The following is a 16,809-nucleotide window of genomic DNA, read 5'->3' as shown; positions in this document are numbered from 1 at the left end:
GACCGGAGACGCCTAGCCCCTGGCCCGGCCGCCCGCCCCCGCCAGGCGGCGCGGCGCGTCCGTGATGATGCCGTCGCAGCCCAGCCGCAGGGCCCTGTCCCGGTCCTGTTCCGTGTTCACCGTGTGCGCCCACACCCGGGCGATCCCGGACCGGACCGCCCTGCGCAGATCCTCGTCCCGCGCCCGGTGGTCCACGTCCAGCACGTCCACGTACGCCCGCCAGCGCGACGGGTCGTCCGTCCGCAGCTGCCGCGCCGAGCGCCACAGCTGGGCCCGCAGTCCCAGGGTGTGGGCCGCGCGCGCCACCTCCGGGTGGTGGGAGTTGACCAGCACCGACGCCGCGAGCCCCCGCCCGTGCACCATCGCGGCCAGCCGCTCCAGGCTCCGGGGGTCCTTCGCCTCCAGCATCAGGACCGCCCGCCCGCCGAACCGGTCGAGGACCTCCGCCAGCGTCGGCGGCCGCTCGGCGGGCCGGGTGCCCCGCAGCCGTACCGCCCGCCACTGGCGCGCGTCCAGCTCCCGGACCGGGCCGCGGGAGAAGGTCGTACGGTCCAGGGTCCGGTCGTGCATCGCGACGAGCGTGCCGTCGCGCAGCATCCGTACGTCCACGTCGAGCACCGACGCCGCCCCGCCGCGGTACGCCGCCGTCAGCCCGGACATGCTGTTCTCCGGGGACTCCAGCGCGCCGCCGCGGTGGGCGGTGTAGACGACGCGGGGCAGTGTGTCGATCGTCACCCCGGCCGCCGCCCGCTCCCGCCCCGCCGCGCCCCACTCCGGCGGTGGCAGCAGGGCGGCGAGGCCCGCCAAGGTCAGGGCGGTCAGGGCGGCCGGCGACGTCAGCGGAGCCGGCGGAGTCGGTGGGGCCATACCCTCACGCTAGATCGGCATATCTGGACAAAACGGTCAATGACACCCGACGGATCCGTACGCCGGAATCGGCCGCCGTACCCCGGTTGGGGACTCCGGTCACCCGAGGCGCAGGATGGTGGGACCATGGCAGGAGTTTCGCCGCGCGGCTTTCGCCGCGTGGGCCGGGGCGAGCGTGAGGTGTGAGGGGATAGATGGGCGACGGTATCGGCCGCTACCGCGGCACGGGGAGCAAACTTGCGCAGTGGCTGCGCCGGGCACCGAAGCAGCCCGCCGACCCGGACGGCGCGCACCGCGAAAGGCTGCTCCTGGCCGTCGCCGCCGCGGGCCTGCCCCTCGCCCCCGCCGCCCATCCCGTCGGCTACCGCTGTTCCTGTGAGCGCATCGGCTGTCCCACCCCGGCCAGACACCCCGTCTCCTTCGCCTGGCAGACCCAGTCCACCACCGATCGTGCCCAGCTCGAACGGTGGGTACGCAACCAGCCCCAGGCCAACTTCATCACCGCGACCGGCATGGTCCACGACGTCCTGGACGTCCCGCTGGAGGCCGGCCGGGCCGCCCTGGAGCGGCTGCTCGCCGAAGGCGTCGACGTCGGACCGGTCGCCCGCTCCGGCGGTGAGGCGCACGACGAGGCGCGGATGCTCTTCTTCACCGCGACCCGCGGCACCCCCGAGGACGAGGACGAGTGGTGGCCCTGCGAGCTGGACTGCCACCCCGAGACCATGGACGAACATCCGGGCCTGCGCTGGCACTGCCGCGGCAGCTACGTCCTCGTCCCTCCGGCCCGGCTCCCCGGTGACCACACCGTCGACTGGGTCCGCGGCCCCGAACACGAGCTCCCGGACCCGCTGACCCTCCTCGAAGCCCTCACCGACGCCTGCGCCCGCCACGCGCAGGGCCGGGACGAGTCCCTCGACCACGCCGTCGCCTGGCCGCTGAGCCGCTGACCCCGCCCCGCACGTGAGCCGCTGACCCGCGCGCACCCGCCGCGACGGGGCAGCGCTACGACCCCTGCGCCGAGACCACGCCTTGGAGCCGGCCCAGGACCGTCACCCCGTCGCGCTCCTGTCCGGCCGGCTTCACCAGCACGGTCTGGCTCGCCACCCACTCCTTGGTGACCGTGTTCTTCACCTCGCCGGTCATCAGCGCCTTCACGTCCGGGCTCACCTTCGGACGGTAGCCGGGTGCGGCCGTCTGCCGTTCGTGGAAGCGGATCGCGAAGAAGACCAGCGCCCCACCGTCCTCGGTGGTCAGGCCGAGCGGCGCGAAGTCACCGGTGTCCAGGGCCTGGTCGACGTACTGCGTGGCAAGACCCGCCCGCCGCGCGCCCTTCACCCGCTCCTCGCGCCAGCCGTTGGTGTGCGGACCGGGCGCGAACTGCTCCGGCTTTCCGTTGCCCAGATACGAGGCGTACGCCTCGCTCAGGTTCCGCGGCGCCACCGCCAGCGTCGTCGAGGCCGGGTCGGCCGGCTCCACGAACCCGGCGGCGTCCTTCTTGAGCGCCGGGATCTGCCCGGGGGCGAGGATCGAGAGGTACGCCACCTCCCACAGCTGCTGCGAGCCGTTCTTGACGAAGACGAGCAGCCAGCGGGTGTCGGCGGCGCCGCTGTCGGTGTCACGGTTCGAGTCGGCGTTCGCGACGAACCAGCGCGGCCAGCCCGCCTTCTTCGGGATGACGAACGTCGTGTCCGTCAGCTCCAGCGCCTGGTGCTGCGGATTGCCGTTCGGACTGGTGACGGAACGGGCCTTCAGACCCGCCTGGTTGACGGCGCCGAGCGGACCGGTGACCCGGCCCGCGTCGAGAGCCGGGTCGTACGCCTTGTCCGCCTTGTTGTACGCCTCGGTGAAGTCCTTGACGGCCTGTTCGGCCTCAGACGTCGTCGCCGCCGGTACGACTTCCAGCTCGCCGTGCACCGTCACACAGCCGGTCGCCACCGTCGCCAGCACCGTCACCGTCGCGAGCGCCGTCGCGGGCCTCAGCCTTCTCATCGGTTGCCTTCTGCTCCTCGACCCCCACTGACCGACCGAACCCTACCGGGGCTGGCAAGAGCGCGAGCGCCGGGACCAGATACAGCACCCACACCCACACCTGGAGCTCCGTCGGATCGGGCTGGAAGGCGAACACACCCGTCAGAAGCGTGCCGTACCAGCTGTCCGGCGGGAGTACGGAGCCGATGTCGAACGCCGTGTCCGACGGACCGCCGGTGCCGCCCAGGAGGCCCGCATCCCGCAGGCCCTGGACGCCGTACGCGAGGACACCCGCCGCCACCACGGCCAGCATGCCGCCGGCCCAGGTGAAGAACCTCGCCGGCCGGATTCGCAGCAGGCCCCGGTGGAACAGCAGGCCGAGCACGGCCGCGGTCGCGAGGCCCAGCAGCAGATTCCACAGCGGGCCGGACGAACCGGCCTCGTCGGTGGCGGCCCGCACGGACGCCCACACGTACTGCGCCGTCTCCAGGCCCTCCCGGCCCACCGCCAGGATCGCCGTGGCGAACACCGCCCCCACCGCCACCTCCTGCTGAGGGCCCGTGCGCCGCATCCGGAAGACCAGCCAGGTCATCAGGCCCGCGGCGAGGACCGAGAGCGAGCCGCCGAGCAGCTCCCGCGCCTCGGCGGTCAGTTCCTGCGAGCCGAATTCCAGGAGGCAGCCGAAGGCGAGCGCCAGGCTCGCCGCGATGCCGGCACCGGCCCGGACCGGCCGCAGCGCGTCCCGTCGGCCGATCCTCACCAGATACGCGGCGAGGACGCAGACGACCACGATCGCCGCCAGGCCTTGCCGCAGGCCTATCAGGTAGATGCCGTACACGTCGGGTCCCTTCAGGTCAGGAGGACAGCGCCCGGCCCCCGGCCCTGAAGAGGGGCGCGGTCCCAACCTAACCGCGGACGGGGACGATCAAAGGCGTGCCGGTACGGGGATGCGGCACCACCTCGACCGGCTGCCGGTACACCCCGCTCAACAGCGCCGCGTCGAACACCTCGGCGGGCGGCCCGTCCGCGGCGACGCGGCTGTCGTGAGCCAGCCGGGCACGGCCGTCGACCCGGTGACGGTCTCCCTCGCCCACTCCAAGAACGCCAACCTGCCCAGCGCCAACGGCTCCACGGGCACCACCGGCGCGACCACGGGCGGTACGGCGGGCGCCGCCGTGGCCGCCGGCGCCGCGGTCGTCTTCGCCGTACGCCGCCGTACGACCGGAAACTGACCATCCGTAGGGCCTCGTCGGACCTCGTAGACCCCCACAGGAACCGGGCCGCGGTGTGCGGGAAAACGCACGCCGCGGCCCTGGTTTGCCGTGCGGCCCCCAGGTCGCGGATGTTTGAATGCCCGGATGAACGCCGGAACGAAAACGACCGCGACCGACATCGACGTGCTGCGCGTCTTCTGCGCGGGCGACGGCCGGCACGGCAACGCCCTCGCCGTCGTACGCGACGGGCGCACCCACCCCGACGAGGCCTCCCGGCAGGCGCTCGCCAAGCACCTGGGCTTCAGCGAGACGGTGTTCGTGGACGACCCCGAGCTCGGCGTCGTCGACATCTACACCCCCGCCGTGCGGCTGCCCTTCGCCGGGCATCCGCTGGTCGGAGTGGCCTGGCTGCTCGACCTGGAAGTGATCAACCCGCCCGCGGGGGAGGTGTGGGTGCGCCACGACGGCGAGTTCACCTGGATCAACGCCCGCGCCGAGTGGGCCCCGCCGCGCACCCTGCGCGCCTACACCTCCGCGGCCGAGGTCGACGCCCTGGAGGTGCCGGAGCCCGGGGAGTGGATCTACGCCTGGGCCTGGGAGGACGAGTCCGCCGGCCGGATCCGCGCCCGCGCGTTCCCTGGCCGGGGCGACGGTATCGACGAGGACGAGGCCACCGGCGCGGCGGCGCTGCTGCTCACCGCCGAGCTGGGCCGCGCCCTGAACATCAGGCAGGGCCGGGGGTCACAGCTGCTGACCGCCCCCGGCCCCGACGGCATCATCGAGCTCGGCGGCCGGGTCCGCTTCGACCCGGCCTTCACCCCGTCCGCTGAGCCGCCCGTCCGCTGAGCCGCTCCGCTACGCGCTGAGCGGGAACTCGCCGCCCAGCTCCCGGAACACCGCGCCGTTGAAGTCGAAGGCGCGCTTGCACTCGTCGACGATCCGCTGCTTCTCCAGGTCGTCCGCGTTCACCCGGTCCAGGAGCTCGCGGTAGGCCCGCTTGAACGCCGCCGGGTTGGAGATCTGCTCGAAGACGTAGAAGCGCACGCCGTCGCCCTTGCGCGCGAACCCCCACGTGCGCTCGGCCTTGTCCCGGATGATCTGCCCACCGGAGAGGTCGCCCAGATATCGGGTGTAGTGGTGGGCCACATACCCGGCGGGCCAGGTCCTCGCGCACTCCTCGACCCGGGCGGCGTACGCGGCCGTCGACGGCAGTGCGGTCAGCCCGTTCCGCCAGCCGGGGCCCCGCAGATGCGCGAGGTCCCGCTCCAGCTCGGCCGTGCGGAACAGCTCCGGCCGGATGAACGGCCCCGCGACCGGATCGTCCTTCAGGGTCTCCGCGGCGCCCTCCAGCGCGCGGTACACGAACCACAGCTGCTCGGTGTAGCGGGTGTACGCGTCCACACCCAGCCGTCCGCCGAGCAGATCGCTCATGAAGGTCGAGGTCTCCGCTTCGGTGTGCTGCTCGTGCGAAGCGACTCGGATGAGCGTCGAGAAGGGCGTGTCCACGGGCGTGTCCAAGGCGTGCCTCCGGAACCGAGGGGGACGGGAACCAGTTACGATCCTGCTACTTAGGCTTACCTAAGTCAACTGGTTCCCGACGACCTGTCGGTAAGACGCTACCCCGTCACGGGGTCACGGCAACGTGAGAATTTCGGTCCCCGTCTCGGTCACCACGAGCGTGTGCTCGAACTGCGCCGTCCGCTTCCGGTCCTTGGTCACCACGGTCCAGCCGTCGGCCCACATGTCGTACTCGTGCGTGCCCAGCGTCAGCATCGGCTCGATCGTGAACGTCATGCCGGGCTGGATCACGGTGGTGGCGTGCGGGGAGTCGTAGTGCGGGATGATCAGCCCGGAGTGGAACGAGGAATTGATCCCGTGCCCGGTGAAGTCGCGCACGACGCCGTATCCGAACCGCTTCGCGTACGACTCGATGACCCGGCCGATGACGTTGATCTGGCGGCCGGGCTTGACCGCCTTGATCGCCCGGTTCAGCGACTCACGGGTCCGCTCGACCAGGAGCCGGGACTCCTCGTCGACGTCGCCGCAGAGGTAGGTGGCGTTGTTGTCGCCGTGGACGCCGTTGATGTAGGCGGTGACGTCCAGGTTCACGATGTCGCCGTCCCGCAGGACGGTGGAGTCGGGGATGCCGTGGCAGATGACCTCGTTGACCGAGGAGCACAGGGACTTGGGGAAACCGCGGTAGCCGAGCGTGGAGGGGTAGGCGCCGTGGTCGCACAGGAACTCGTGCGCGACCCGGTCCAGCTCGTCCGTGGTCACACCCGGCGCGATGTGCTTGGCGGCCTCCGCCATCGCCTGCGCGGCGATTTGCCCGGCGATGCGCATCCGCTCGATCGTGTCGGAATCCTGCACCTCCGGACCGGTGTACGGCGCGGGTGCCGGCTTCCCGACGTACTCGGGACGTCGGATGGAACCGGGAACGGAACGGGTGGGGGAGAGCTCCCCTGGTGCGAGCAGCGACTGGCCAGACATGTCAGCGAGTCTAACCAGCGGGGGTGGGGCAGCATGTGGTCAGAGGAAGGAGCCGGACATGGCCCTGTTCAAGAGGCGCGCGGTGGGCAAACCGGGCGAGTGGTTCTACTGCCTGGAGCACAAGAAGGTCGAGGAGGGCCCCGAGTGCCCGGCCAAGAACCGCTTCGGCCCGTACACGTCACGTGAGGAGGCCGGGCACGCGATGGAACGGGCGCGGGAGCGGAACGTGGAGTGGGAGACGGACCCGAAGTGGCACGACCCGTCCAAGGGCGAGGACGCGGGCCCGACGGACTGAGCCGGTGGCCGTTCGACGGACGGAGTGGGCGTTGGCCCCGCGCCCGACGGACTGAACCGGTGGCCGTTCGACGGGACGGCCGGGCCGTTCGCCCCTCGACCCACGCGTCGAGCCGGCCCCGGCACGTGGCCCGCCACCCCTTCTCGGGGCGGCGGGCCACCGTCATGCCGTCGCCGAGGCCGAGTCGGAGGCGTCCTCGTGCTGGGCCCGGCGCCGGGCCGCGTCCTCGTCGGTCGTCGCGTCGTACGTCACCAGCTTCGGCAGCACCACGGTCAGGGCCGCCACCGACACCAGACAGGCCAGGCCGCCCGACCAGATCGCCGGACGGGTGCCCGTCCAGCCCGCCATGGCGCCCGCGCGGACCTGGCCGAGCTGCGGGCCGACGCTGTACGACAGCACCTCGATACCGGCCAGCCGCCCCCGCAGCGACTCCGGGATGGTCTGGTTCCAGATCGTGGAGCGGCCCAGACCGCTGAGCATGTCGCCCGCCCCGGCGGCCACCAGGCACAGCAGCACCAGCCATACGTTCGAGAACCAGCCCGCCGCCGCGATCGCCGCCCCCCAGCCCGCCGCCCCGAAGACCACCAGCAGCCCGTGCCGCCGCACCCGCGAGGTCCAGCCGCTCGTCAGACTGAGCAGCACCGAGCCGACCGACCCGGCCGCGTACATCAGGCCCAGCGCCCACTGCGCGTCCAGCTCGTCCGCCAGGAAGGGGAAGATCGTGTTCGGGAAGGCGAAGAGCATCGCCGCCAGATCGATCGCGTACGTCCCCAGCAGCACCGGCCGTGACCAGGCGTACCGCGCGCCCTCGGCGATCCCGCGCAGCGACGGCTTCTGGGCGTCATGGGCAGGCGGCGCGGGCGCCAGCCGCAGACAGAGCAGTACGGAGACGGCGAGCCCTGCGATCGTCACACCGTACGAAGGGGCGTGGCCGGCGTACGCCACCACGAGCCCCGCCGCAGCGGGCGCCGCGATCGCGGCGACCTGCCAGCGCAGCGCGTTCAGCGCGGCCGCCGCCGTCTGCTGGTCGTGCGGCACGATCCGGGCCAGCAGGGAGTCCAGCGCGGGCCGCTGGAGCCCGGCGGCCGCCGAGACCCCGGCCGCGACCACGTACAGCGGCCACAGCAGAGGCTGCGGCAGCAAGGAGTTGACCAGCAGGATCGCCGCCAGCAGGCCGAGACCCACCTCCGTCCACAGGATCACCCGGCGCCGGTCGACGGCGTCCGCGAGCGCCCCGCCGTACAGCCCGAACACCACCAGCGGAACCAGCTCCACCGCGCCCATCGCGCCGACCGCGAACGGCGAGCCGGTCAGGTCCTTGATCTGGAGCGGCAGCGCGACCATCGCCATGAAGCTCGCGAAGGTGGTGACCAGACCCTGGATCCACAGCAGACGGAAGTCCCGCGAGGAACGCCAGGGGGAGAGATCTGGCAGGAGGGAGGAGAGCGCGGAGGAGCGCTTGGAGGAGAGCCTGGAGGAGAGCTTGGGGGACACGAAGGGCCATGGTCCGCCCGAGGCCTCGACCGGGCAATCGATTTACCGGGCCGATGTGTCGGGCCGTCGCCCCTACCAGCGGCGGGCCGAAGTATCCGGCCGTCGCCCCTACCAGCGCACCGGCGGAGGGGAGGTCAGCTGGTCCGCCAGACGCGCCAGCCGGTCCCGCAGGCGGCGCCGGCCCCGAGGCTCGGCCGGCAGGCTGTTCTCCCCGGCCGCCGCGCTGACCAGGTGCTGCACGATGTCCAGATCCACCCCCGCCGTCTCCTCGGGGACGGCCAGCGCCTCGTGCGCGAGGCCCCGCACCTCCGGATCGCCGCCGTCCAGCGCCAGCACCGTCGCCCCGGCCCGCCGCGCGTCGTGCACCCGCTCCAGCACGCTCGGCCCGGGCCGGTGCGGGGCCACCATCAGCAGTGTCGCCCCGCGCCCCGCCGACTCCAGCCGGCCCAGACCCACCGCCAGATGGGCCGGGTCGCCCGGGCTCACCCGGTGGCGTACGAGCGTGGGCGACAGCTCCGGCTGCCCCGACCACGCGGCCTCGTCCACCAGATGCGCGGCCAGATGCCACGGCTCGTACTCCTCGGTGCCCACCAGCAGCAGCCCGCCACCCTGCGGGACCACCGACGACCGCAGAGCCCCGGCGAAACAGCGGGTCGTCGCCGGCCACTCGGTCCCGGCGAGCACCTCACGCAGCAGCGCGACACGCACGGCATCCATGGGCCCGCATCCTGCCCGAACGGCGCCGCGGGCGGGGCCGGTCGGGCGGCAGCTCACCCGTACGGGAACGGTCCAGCCCGTCCCGTACTGTCGGGTCCATGACTTCGAATGACAGCACGCCCAAGCCCGCGGCCAAGGACCCGTGGGACCTCCCCGACGTCTCCGGCCTGGTCGTCGGCGTCCTCGGTGGCACCGGCGACCAGGGCCGCGGTCTGGCCTACCGCCTCGCCCGGGCCGGCCAGAAGGTGATCATCGGCTCCCGGGCCGCCGAGCGCGCCGAGGCCGCCGCCGCCGAGCTCGGCCTCGGCATCGAGGGCGCCGACAACGCCGACTGCGCCCGCCGCAGCGATGTCGTGATCATCGCCGTGCCGTGGGAGGGACACGCCAAGACGCTGGAGTCCCTGCGCGCGGAGCTGGCCGGGAAGCTGGTCGTCGACTGCGTCAACCCGCTCGGCTTCGACAAGAAGGGCGCGTACGCCCTCAAGCCCGAGGAGGGCAGCGCCGCGGAGCAGGCCGCCGCCCTGCTGCCGGACTCGCGGGTCACGGCCGCCTTCCACCACCTGTCCGCGGTCCTGCTCCAGGACGAGTCGATCGAGGAGATCGACACGGATGTGATGGTCCTCGGCGAGACCCGCGCCGACACCGACATCGTGCAGGCGCTGGCGGCCCGTATCCCGGGCATGCGCGGCGTCTTCGCGGGCCGGCTGCGGGGCGCCCACCAGGTCGAATCGCTCGTCGCCAACCTGATCTCGGTCAACCGCCGCTACAAGGCGCACGCCGGTCTGCGCGTGACCGACGTCTAGCGGGCCAGGGGCATGGGGGACACTGGTGGACGTACCTCACCGCCGGAGAGAAAGCCGACCCCCATGCCCCGCCTCGCTCTGTACGCCCTCGCCGTCTGCGTCCTCGCCGTGGCCGCCGCCGTCGTCTCCTTCGTCCAGGGCAGCTGGCTCGGCGTGATCTGGGTGCTCCTCGCCGGCCTCTCCTCCAACATGGCGTGGTACTACATCCGCCGGGCCCGGATCAGCCGCGAGGCCTGACCCAGGCGGGGGCGGGGGCCTAGTTGCCGACGGCCGCGGTGCACAGCTCCGGGGCCTCCTGCCAGAAGCGGTAGAGCTCCCAGCCGCAGTAGCGCTCCGCGTCGCTGACCCCGAGCCCGCGTAGCAGCGCGTCGATCACGTCGAAGAAGGCGTCGTTGACCACGGGCACGAAGAGCAGCGCGATCACGATGAAGAAGCCGTAGGGCGCGTACGGCTCGATCTTCCGGCGGAAGTTGTACGAGAGCCAGGGCTCCACCACCCCGTAGCCGTCCAGCCCCGGAACCGGCAGCAGATTCAGCAGCGCGGCCGTGACCTGGAGCAGCGCGAGGAATCCCAGCGCGAACCGGAACGCCAGCGGCACCCCGTCGAGCGCGCCGAGCCAGAACGGCGCGGTGCAGACGACGGCGAAGAGGACGTTGGTCAGCGGCCCGGCGGCGGAGATCAGGCTGTGCTTCCAGCGGCCCCGGATCCGGCCCCGGTCGATGAAGACCGCGCCACCGGGCAGACCGATCCCGCCCATGATCACGAAGAGGACCGGCAGCACGATGCTGAGCAGCGCGTGCGCGTACTTCAGCGGATTGAGGGTGAGATAGCCACGCGCCTCGACGGAGGCGTCGCCGCTGTGCAGCGCGGTGCGGGCGTGCGCGTACTCGTGCAGACAGAGCGAGACGACCCAGGCGGCGGTCACGAAGAGGAACAGCGCGAGTCCGGGCGAGGCCGCGAAGCCCGTCCACACGGCCCAGCCGGCGACCGCCATGACGGCGACGATCCCCAGAAAGACGGGACTGATCCGGCGGTCGCGGCGCGCGGTGGCCGTGGTCATGGGGCGCTCCAGGGGTCGGGTGAGAGTCGACCGTACCGGTGACGATAGGTGAACGTCCCGCCGAGGCCCTGGGGTTCCTGGCCGCGGGGCCGGGGGCGCGGCCGTGCGGGGCGGTCCCGCACGGCCGCGGAGGAGGTCCGGCCGGGGGCCATGCCTCGGCGCCGACCGGCGACGCCGGCGGGGCAGTCCCGCCCGCCCACGGACGTGGTCCGGCCGGGGGCAGGCCTCGGTCCACCGGGATGTCGGGCGGGAACATGTCGCACGCCTACGGCGATGTCCGGCCGGGGGCCATGCCTCGGCGCCCGTCGGCGTTCTCGGGCGGAACATGCCGCGCGCCCACGGATGTGGTCCGGGCGGGAACGTGCCGGCGCCCCACGGACGGTGTCGGCCGGAAACAATGCCGATGCCCAGCACGATGTCGGCCGGGGACAATGTCACCGTGCACTATCGCGTACTCGGCACCACCCAGGCTCTCCATGACGACGGCACCCCGCGGCCCGTCGGCGGTCCACGGCTGCGTGCCCTGCTGACCGTGCTCGCGCTGCGGGTCGGACGGGGAGCGGGCGTCGAGGTGCTCGTCGACGAGGTGTGGGACGGCGACCCGCCCGAGGACGCGCCCGCCGCCCTGCAGGCGCTGGTCGGGCGGCTGCGGCGGGCCCTGGGTCGTGACGCCGTCGTGTCGGTGCCCGGCGGCTACCGCCTCGGCGCCGACCGGGACGCCGTCGACCTGCACCGCTTCGACCGGCTGGTCACCGAAGGCGTACGGGCCGGGGACGGCGGCGAGCCGGGCCGCGCCCTCGGGATCCTGGACGAGGCGCTCGCCCTGTGGCGCGACCCCGTCCTCGCCGACCTGCCCGACCGGGCCGCCGAGGCCGCCCGCTGGGAGACCCGCCGCCTCGCCGCCCGCCGCGCCCGCCTCGCCGCCCTCCTCGCCCTGGGCCGCGCCGAAGAGACCCTGCCGGAACTGGCCGCGCTCGCCACCGAGTTCCGGCTCGACGAGCCCGTGCAGGCGCTCCATATCCGGGCGCTGCGCGAGGCGGGTCGCCCGGCCGAGGCGCTGGCCGCGTATGAGACCGTACGCACCCGACTCGCCCACCGCCTCGGTACCGACCCCGGGCCCGAACTACGCGCCCTGCACGCGGATTTGCTGCGGCCCGCACCCGTCGGCGCCGAGCAGGGCATGCCCGAGGCCGCCGCTGGGCCCGCATACCCACGGGGGTCGGAGGAGCCCGCCCCTGCCGCGCCCGGCCACGGCACGCCCGGGGCCGCCGCTCGGCTCGCGCGCCGCCCGGGCGGCGAGCCGCTCGCGCACCTGGGCCCCGACGGGCCCGCACCCGCCGGCCCCGCACCTGTCGGCCCCGGCCCCGGCCCCGGCCCCGGCTGCGAGGCGCTCGCGCACGCCCTCGGCCCAGCAGAACTCCCACCCCCCGGCAACCTCCGCGCCCGGCTCACCAGCTTCGTCGGGCGCGAGGAGGACATCGCCCGCATCCGGGACGACCTCGGTCGGGCGCGGCTCGTCACCCTGCTCGGGCCCGGCGGAGCCGGGAAGACGCGGCTGTCGCAGGAGGCGGCCGAGCGGGTCGCCGACGCGTGGGAGGACGGCGTGTGGCTCGTCGAGCTCGCGCCCGTCGCCGACCCCGACGCCCTGCCCGAGGCCGTCCTCGGCGCGCTGGGCGCCCGCGAGACCGTACTGCGCGGAGCCGGGGCCGAGGAGCTGCGCGCCGCCGGGGGCGCCGCCGACTCGCTCGGGCGGCTCGTCCAGCACTGCGTCGGCCGCCGCATGCTGCTCCTCCTCGACAACTGCGAGCACGTCGTCCACGCTGCCGCCGTCCTCGCCGAGGAACTCCTCGCCCGCTGCCCCGGCCTGACGGTCCTCGCCACCAGCCGCGAACCGCTCGGCGTCCCGGGCGAGCTGCTCCGGCCCGTCGACCCGCTGCCCGACCCGATGGCGCTGCGGCTGCTCGCCGAGCGGGGCGCCGCCGCCCGGCCCGGCTTCGACCCGGCCGACGACCACGACGCCTGCGCCGAGATCTGCCGCCGTCTCGACGGACTGCCGCTCGCCATCGAACTCGCCGCCGCGCGGCTGCGCCTGCTCACCCCGCGCCAGCTCGCCGACCGGCTGGACGACCGCTTCCGGCTGCTCACCTCCGGCGCCCGGACCGTGCTGCCCCGCCAGCAGACCCTCCGCGCCGTCGTCGACTGGTCCTGGGACCTCCTCGGCGACGCCGAACGCACCGTCCTGCGGCGGCTGTCCGTGTTCAGCGGCGGCTGCGACCCGGACGCCGCCGAGGCCGTCTGCGCCGAGCCCGACACCCTCGCCCTGCTCGGCGCCCTTGTCGACAAGTCGCTCGTCGTCGCCGACCCCACCGGCGGCGACGGCATGCGCTACCGGCTCCTGGAGACCGTCGCCGAATACGGCGCCGAACGCCTCGACGAGGCCGGCGACCGCGCCGACGCCGAGCGCCGCCACCTCGTCCACTACCGCGAACTCGCCCGCACCACCGACCCCGAGCTGCGCGGCGGCGGCCAGAGCCGGGCCATCGCGCGCCTGAGCACCGAGTACGAGAACCTGCGCACCGCCCTGCGCCGCGCCGTGGCCGACCAGGACGAGGACGAGGCCCTCGTCCTCGTCCACTCCCTGCTCACCTACTGGCAGCTGCGCGACCTGCGCGCCGACGCCCGGCACTGGGCCGAGCGGGCCGCCGCGCTCGGCCCCGACCCGTTCGCGCCGCCCGCCGCGCCCGTCGTCCCGCTCACCCGGCGCTGCACCGACGCGCCCCCGCCGCTCGACGAGGACGTACGGTGGGAGGCCCGGCGCGGGGTGCGGCTGATCGAAATCGCCAGCATGGACCACGAGTCCGCCGTCTGGACCAGCCCGAAGGGCCTCCAGCGGCTGCGCGAGATCGCCGCGGTCTACCGGGCCGGGCTGCCCCAGACCTGCCGCCATCCCGGCTTCCTCCACTTCTACGCCGTCCTGCTCACCGCTTCCCCCGACGAGGTACGCCACCTGCTCGACCGTACGGTCGACGCCTGCCGGGAGTACGGCTACGACTGGGAGCTGGCCTGCGCCCTCGGCGTACGGGCCAACGTCCTGGCCAACCGCGCCGGATGGGCCGGGGACGCGACCCGGGACGCCGACGAAGCCCTGGAGATCTTCATGCGGCTCGACGACGCGTGGGGCGCCGCCGAGGCGCTCTCCTCGCGCGGCGAGGCGCGGGAGAAGCGGTGCGACTACGAGGCCGCCGCCGAGGACTTCGCGGCCGCCATCGGCTACGCCGAACGCCTGGGCGCCCAGGCCCAGATGGCGCTCCTGCGGGCCCGCTACGGCGAGGTGCTCACCGCGACCGGGCGCGGCGAGGAGGGCGAGGCGATCCTGCGCGAGGTCATGGCGGGAGGCCGCCGCTCCGGCGCCGAGGCGATGTACGCGGCGCAGACCTTCCTCTCGGTGTGGCTCGGCCGCACCGGCCGGACCGCCGAGGCCCGTGAGCAGATGACCGAACTGCGTGCCCGGTTCCGCTCCCAGACCATGTCGATCTTCGACGGGGTGACCCTGGGCATCCTGGCCTGGCTGGAGAATCTGGACGGCCGCCACGCCGAGGCGCTGAGCCTGGCGGCACGCGCCTTGGAGCGCTCCCGGGAGCCCCTCTCGCTCATGGTCGCGCCGCACATGCCGTCGATCCAGCTGGTCACCGCCGCCTGGGCGCTGGCGGGGCTCGGCGGCGCGTCGGCCCGTACGGCCGCGGTGCTGCTCGGCGCGCAGGCCGCGCTGCTGCCGCCGGGCCATGTCGTCGCGCCGCCCGAGCGGGAGGACGCGGCCACGGCAGAGAAGCTCGCCCGGGACGCGCTCGGCGACGACGCCGTCTTCGCGGCGGCGTACGCCGAGGGCGGCGGCCTCTCCCTCGAAGAGGCCGCCGCCCTGCTCGCCCGCGACCCGGACGAGCCGGCCGGGACCTGAGCCCGTACGGCCGTCAGGTCTTCTTGCGGAACTTGGCGACCGCGAGCGGCGCCGTGACGGCCGTGATGGCGACCGCCCAGCCGAGGGTCATCCACACCGATTCGGCGACCGGGCCGCCGTTGACCAGGTTGCGGGCGGCGTCGGCGAGGTTGGACAGCGGGTTGTAGTCGGTGAAGGTCTTCAGCCAGCCGGGCATCGAGCTCGGCGGGGCGAAGATGGAGGAGCCGAACTGCAGGGGCATCAGAACCAGCATGGCGATTCCCTGGACTGCCTGGGCCGTCTTCATGGTGAGACCGAGCAGGATGAAGATCCACATCAGCGAGGCCCCGAACACCACCGACAGGCCGATGGCGGCGAAGAGGTGGAGGACCGAGGTCTTGATGTCCAGGCCCAGCAGGAAGCCCGTGCCGAGCAGGATCGCGGTGGCGATCATCATGCGGCCGATCTCGACGACGATCTTCGCGACGAGGACGGAGGACCGGGCTATCGGCATCGTGCGGAACCGGTCCATCACCCCCTTCTTGATGTCGTCGTTGATGCCCACGCCGACGGCCATGGCGATGTTCAGGCCCATCATCGCCATCAGACCGGGGGTCACGTAGTTGACGTAGGCGTCGTTGTTGCCCTTGCCGGAGATCGCGCCGCCGAAGACGTACACGAACAGCAGGATGAAGATGATCGGCATCAGGACCGCGTCGAACATCGACTCCGGATCCTGCTTGATCTGCAGGGCGTTGCGCCGCACCAGGGCGCCGATGTGGCGCACGTTGGCGCGCAGGCCGATCCGGCCCTCGGCGGCGGGCTTCCGCCCGGCCGGGGCGGCCGGCGTGGGCGCGGGCGCGCGGGTGACGGTGGTGGTGCTCATGCGGCGACCTCTTCGGGCGTCGTGTCGGAGACGTGTGTCTTCTCGCCCGTGATGGCCAGGAACACCTCGTCCAGGCTGGGCAGATGGGTACCGATGTGGGCGATGCCGTAGCCGCGGGCGCCGAAGAGGCCGACGACGGCGGTCAGTTGGTCGTCACTGAGGATGGGCACGTACAGCGCGTCCTCGTCGGGGACGACGGTGGCTCCGGCGATGCCGTCGAGGCCGGTCTCGCGCAGGACCGCGGCCATCTCCGGCAGATCGGCCGGATCGACCGGGCGGACCTTCAGCGTCCGGCCGCCGACCTTCGCCTTCAGCTCGTCGACCGTGCCGTTGGCGATGACCCGCCCCCGGTCGATGACGGTCAGCTCGCTGGCGAGCTGCTCCGCCTCCTCCATGTACTGGGTGGTGAGCAGGACGGTGACGCCCTCGGAGACCATCCGCCGGACCTCGTCCCACACCTCGTTACGGGTCCGCGGGTCGAGGCCGGTCGTCGGCTCGTCCAGGTACAGCACGGCGGGCTGCCCGATCATCGAGGCGGCGAGGTCCAGCCGGCGGCGCATACCGCCGGAGTAGGTCATCGCCGCGCGCTTGGCGGCCTCGGTGAGGGAGAACCGCTCCAGCATCTCGTCGGCGCGGCGCCGGGCGTCCTTGCGGGACAGGTCGAGCAGCCGCCCGATCATGTAGAGGTTTTCCCAGCCGGAGAGCTTCTCGTCCACGGAGGCGTACTGGCCGGTGAGGCCGATGGTGCGGCGCAGCTGCCGGGGGTGGCGCACCACGTCGTAGCCGGCGACGGTGGCGGTCCCGGCGTCCGGGATGATCAGGGTGGACAGGCAGCGCACGAGAGTGGTCTTGCCCGCGCCGTTGGGCCCCAGCACCCCGAGGACCGTCCCCTCCCGTACGTCGAGGTCGACCCCGTCGAGGGCCTTGGTGTCGCCGTAGTGCTTCACGAGGCCCCGGACCTCGACGGCGTTGTGTTCGGATCGCGTCATGCCCCTAGGAGACCAGCGGCCACCGACAATCCACCGACATTCCACCGACAGAGGACCGACAGACGACCGACAGCCCGCCGATGGGGGAAGTC

The 16,809-nt window shown here is 73.3% G+C and carries 17 protein-coding genes and 1 pseudogene; 7 read left to right on the top strand and 11 right to left on the bottom strand.

The window, feature by feature from the left end; translation table 11 throughout:
* Positions 1-12 precede the first annotated feature (12 nt).
* Positions 13-867: a glycerophosphodiester phosphodiesterase gene (locus ACZ7LT_RS02515; RefSeq protein WP_471233058.1), complete on the bottom strand. Its 855-nt coding sequence runs from the start codon at positions 865-867 to the stop codon at positions 13-15.
* A 194-nt stretch (positions 868-1,061) separates the two neighbouring features.
* Between ACZ7LT_RS02515 and ACZ7LT_RS02510 the strand changes: the two genes are divergently transcribed.
* Complete coding sequence (locus ACZ7LT_RS02510; protein ID WP_471233055.1) at positions 1,062-1,814, top strand: bifunctional DNA primase/polymerase; 753 nt, start codon at positions 1,062-1,064, stop codon at positions 1,812-1,814.
* A gap of 55 nt (positions 1,815-1,869) precedes the next feature.
* Here the strand turns inward: ACZ7LT_RS02510 and ACZ7LT_RS02505 are convergent, their stop codons facing one another.
* From ACZ7LT_RS02505 to ACZ7LT_RS02495, 3 genes and pseudogenes are all read right to left on the bottom strand, one after another.
* Entirely contained in the window at positions 1,870-2,856 is a 987-nt protein-coding gene (locus ACZ7LT_RS02505) for an SCO2278 family lipoprotein (protein WP_471233053.1), read from the bottom strand.
* Positions 2,738-3,673: an FTR1 family iron permease gene (locus ACZ7LT_RS02500; RefSeq protein WP_471233051.1), complete on the bottom strand. Its 936-nt coding sequence runs from the start codon at positions 3,671-3,673 to the stop codon at positions 2,738-2,740. The genes ACZ7LT_RS02505 and ACZ7LT_RS02500 overlap by 119 nt, the downstream gene beginning before the upstream one ends.
* Positions 3,674-3,740: 67 nt before the next feature.
* Positions 3,741-3,881 (bottom strand): annotated as a pseudogene (locus tag ACZ7LT_RS02495) (hemin ABC transporter ATP-binding protein); the annotation flags it as partial.
* A 27-nt stretch (positions 3,882-3,908) separates the two neighbouring features.
* On the opposite strand from ACZ7LT_RS02495, the gene ACZ7LT_RS02490 reads away from it, so the two are divergent.
* On the top strand, positions 3,909-4,067 hold the full coding sequence (locus ACZ7LT_RS02490; RefSeq protein ID WP_471233048.1) for a hypothetical protein: 159 nt from the start codon (positions 3,909-3,911) through the stop codon (positions 4,065-4,067).
* 126 nt (positions 4,068-4,193) lie between these two features.
* Positions 4,194-4,895 carry a PhzF family phenazine biosynthesis protein gene (locus ACZ7LT_RS02485; protein ID WP_471233046.1) on the top strand — a complete coding sequence of 234 codons (702 nt, stop codon included), beginning with the start codon at positions 4,194-4,196 and terminating at the stop codon, positions 4,893-4,895.
* Positions 4,896-4,904: 9 nt separating this feature from the next.
* Here the strand turns inward: ACZ7LT_RS02485 and ACZ7LT_RS02480 are convergent, their stop codons facing one another.
* Together ACZ7LT_RS02480 and map are read right to left on the bottom strand one after the other, a co-directional pair.
* On the bottom strand, positions 4,905-5,555 hold the full coding sequence (locus tag ACZ7LT_RS02480; RefSeq protein ID WP_471233043.1) for a biliverdin-producing heme oxygenase: 651 nt from the start codon (positions 5,553-5,555) through the stop codon (positions 4,905-4,907).
* Between the two features lie 126 nt (positions 5,556-5,681).
* Positions 5,682-6,539 (bottom strand): type I methionyl aminopeptidase, encoded by an 858-nt coding sequence (gene map / locus ACZ7LT_RS02475; protein WP_471233040.1) that lies wholly within the window; start codon positions 6,537-6,539, stop codon positions 5,682-5,684.
* A 58-nt stretch (positions 6,540-6,597) separates the two neighbouring features.
* On the opposite strand from map, the gene ACZ7LT_RS02470 reads away from it, so the two are divergent.
* Positions 6,598-6,834 (top strand): hypothetical protein, encoded by a 237-nt coding sequence (locus tag ACZ7LT_RS02470; RefSeq protein ID WP_471233037.1) that lies wholly within the window; start codon positions 6,598-6,600, stop codon positions 6,832-6,834.
* A 162-nt stretch (positions 6,835-6,996) separates the two neighbouring features.
* Here ACZ7LT_RS02470 and ACZ7LT_RS02465 read toward each other — a convergent pair whose 3' ends face one another.
* Entirely contained in the window at positions 6,997-8,328 is a 1,332-nt protein-coding gene (locus tag ACZ7LT_RS02465; RefSeq protein ID WP_471233034.1) for an MFS transporter, read from the bottom strand.
* A 108-nt stretch (positions 8,329-8,436) separates the two neighbouring features.
* Positions 8,437-9,045: a hypothetical protein gene (locus ACZ7LT_RS02460; RefSeq protein ID WP_471233032.1), complete on the bottom strand. Its 609-nt coding sequence runs from the start codon at positions 9,043-9,045 to the stop codon at positions 8,437-8,439.
* Between the two features lie 98 nt (positions 9,046-9,143).
* On the opposite strand from ACZ7LT_RS02460, the gene npdG reads away from it, so the two are divergent.
* A complete protein-coding gene (gene npdG, locus ACZ7LT_RS02455) occupies positions 9,144-9,848 on the top strand; it encodes an NADPH-dependent F420 reductase (protein WP_471233031.1) in 705 nt (234 codons plus the stop codon).
* A 12-nt stretch (positions 9,849-9,860) separates the two neighbouring features.
* Positions 9,861-10,085: a hypothetical protein gene (locus tag ACZ7LT_RS02450; protein WP_471233028.1), complete on the top strand. Its 225-nt coding sequence runs from the start codon at positions 9,861-9,863 to the stop codon at positions 10,083-10,085.
* 19 nt (positions 10,086-10,104) lie between these two features.
* Here ACZ7LT_RS02450 and ACZ7LT_RS02445 read toward each other — a convergent pair whose 3' ends face one another.
* Positions 10,105-10,908, bottom strand: a complete 804-nt coding sequence (locus ACZ7LT_RS02445; RefSeq protein WP_471233026.1) for a site-2 protease family protein — start codon at positions 10,906-10,908, stop codon at positions 10,105-10,107.
* Positions 10,909-11,347: 439 nt separating this feature from the next.
* Here ACZ7LT_RS02445 and ACZ7LT_RS02440 point away from each other — a divergent pair, with 439 nt between their 5' ends.
* Positions 11,348-14,863, top strand: a complete 3,516-nt coding sequence (locus ACZ7LT_RS02440; RefSeq protein ID WP_471233025.1) for an AfsR/SARP family transcriptional regulator — start codon at positions 11,348-11,350, stop codon at positions 14,861-14,863.
* 13 nt (positions 14,864-14,876) lie between these two features.
* Here ACZ7LT_RS02440 and ACZ7LT_RS02435 read toward each other — a convergent pair whose 3' ends face one another.
* Positions 14,877-15,728: an ABC transporter permease gene (locus ACZ7LT_RS02435; protein ID WP_471233023.1), complete on the bottom strand. Its 852-nt coding sequence runs from the start codon at positions 15,726-15,728 to the stop codon at positions 14,877-14,879.
* A complete protein-coding gene (locus ACZ7LT_RS02430; protein WP_471233020.1) occupies positions 15,725-16,717 on the bottom strand; it encodes an ATP-binding cassette domain-containing protein in 993 nt (330 codons plus the stop codon). The genes ACZ7LT_RS02435 and ACZ7LT_RS02430 overlap by 4 nt, the downstream gene beginning before the upstream one ends.
* Positions 16,718-16,809: the final 92 nt, after the last annotated feature.

The organism is Streptomyces sp. NPDC039465, from assembly GCF_055639315.1.
The sequence above is the reverse complement of the archived record's forward strand: the minus strand, read 5'-3'. Positions and strand labels throughout refer to the sequence as shown.

Coding starts and splice junctions, on each gene's coding strand:
- ACZ7LT_RS02515 (WP_471233058.1), bottom strand. CDS start 867: ATGGCCCCACCGACTCCGCCGGCTCCGCTGACGTCGCCGGCCGCCCTG.
- ACZ7LT_RS02510 (WP_471233055.1), top strand. CDS start 1,062: ATGGGCGACGGTATCGGCCGCTACCGCGGCACGGGGAGCAAACTTGCG.
- ACZ7LT_RS02505 (WP_471233053.1), bottom strand. CDS start 2,856: ATGAGAAGGCTGAGGCCCGCGACGGCGCTCGCGACGGTGACGGTGCTG.
- ACZ7LT_RS02485 (WP_471233046.1), top strand. CDS start 4,194: ATGAACGCCGGAACGAAAACGACCGCGACCGACATCGACGTGCTGCGC.
- map (WP_471233040.1), bottom strand. CDS start 6,539: ATGTCTGGCCAGTCGCTGCTCGCACCAGGGGAGCTCTCCCCCACCCGT.
- ACZ7LT_RS02470 (WP_471233037.1), top strand. CDS start 6,598: ATGGCCCTGTTCAAGAGGCGCGCGGTGGGCAAACCGGGCGAGTGGTTC.
- ACZ7LT_RS02460 (WP_471233032.1), bottom strand. CDS start 9,045: ATGGATGCCGTGCGTGTCGCGCTGCTGCGTGAGGTGCTCGCCGGGACC.
- npdG (WP_471233031.1), top strand. CDS start 9,144: ATGACTTCGAATGACAGCACGCCCAAGCCCGCGGCCAAGGACCCGTGG.
- ACZ7LT_RS02450 (WP_471233028.1), top strand. CDS start 9,861: ATGGGGGACACTGGTGGACGTACCTCACCGCCGGAGAGAAAGCCGACC.
- ACZ7LT_RS02445 (WP_471233026.1), bottom strand. CDS start 10,908: ATGACCACGGCCACCGCGCGCCGCGACCGCCGGATCAGTCCCGTCTTT.
- ACZ7LT_RS02435 (WP_471233023.1), bottom strand. CDS start 15,728: ATGAGCACCACCACCGTCACCCGCGCGCCCGCGCCCACGCCGGCCGCC.
- ACZ7LT_RS02430 (WP_471233020.1), bottom strand. CDS start 16,717: ATGACGCGATCCGAACACAACGCCGTCGAGGTCCGGGGCCTCGTGAAG.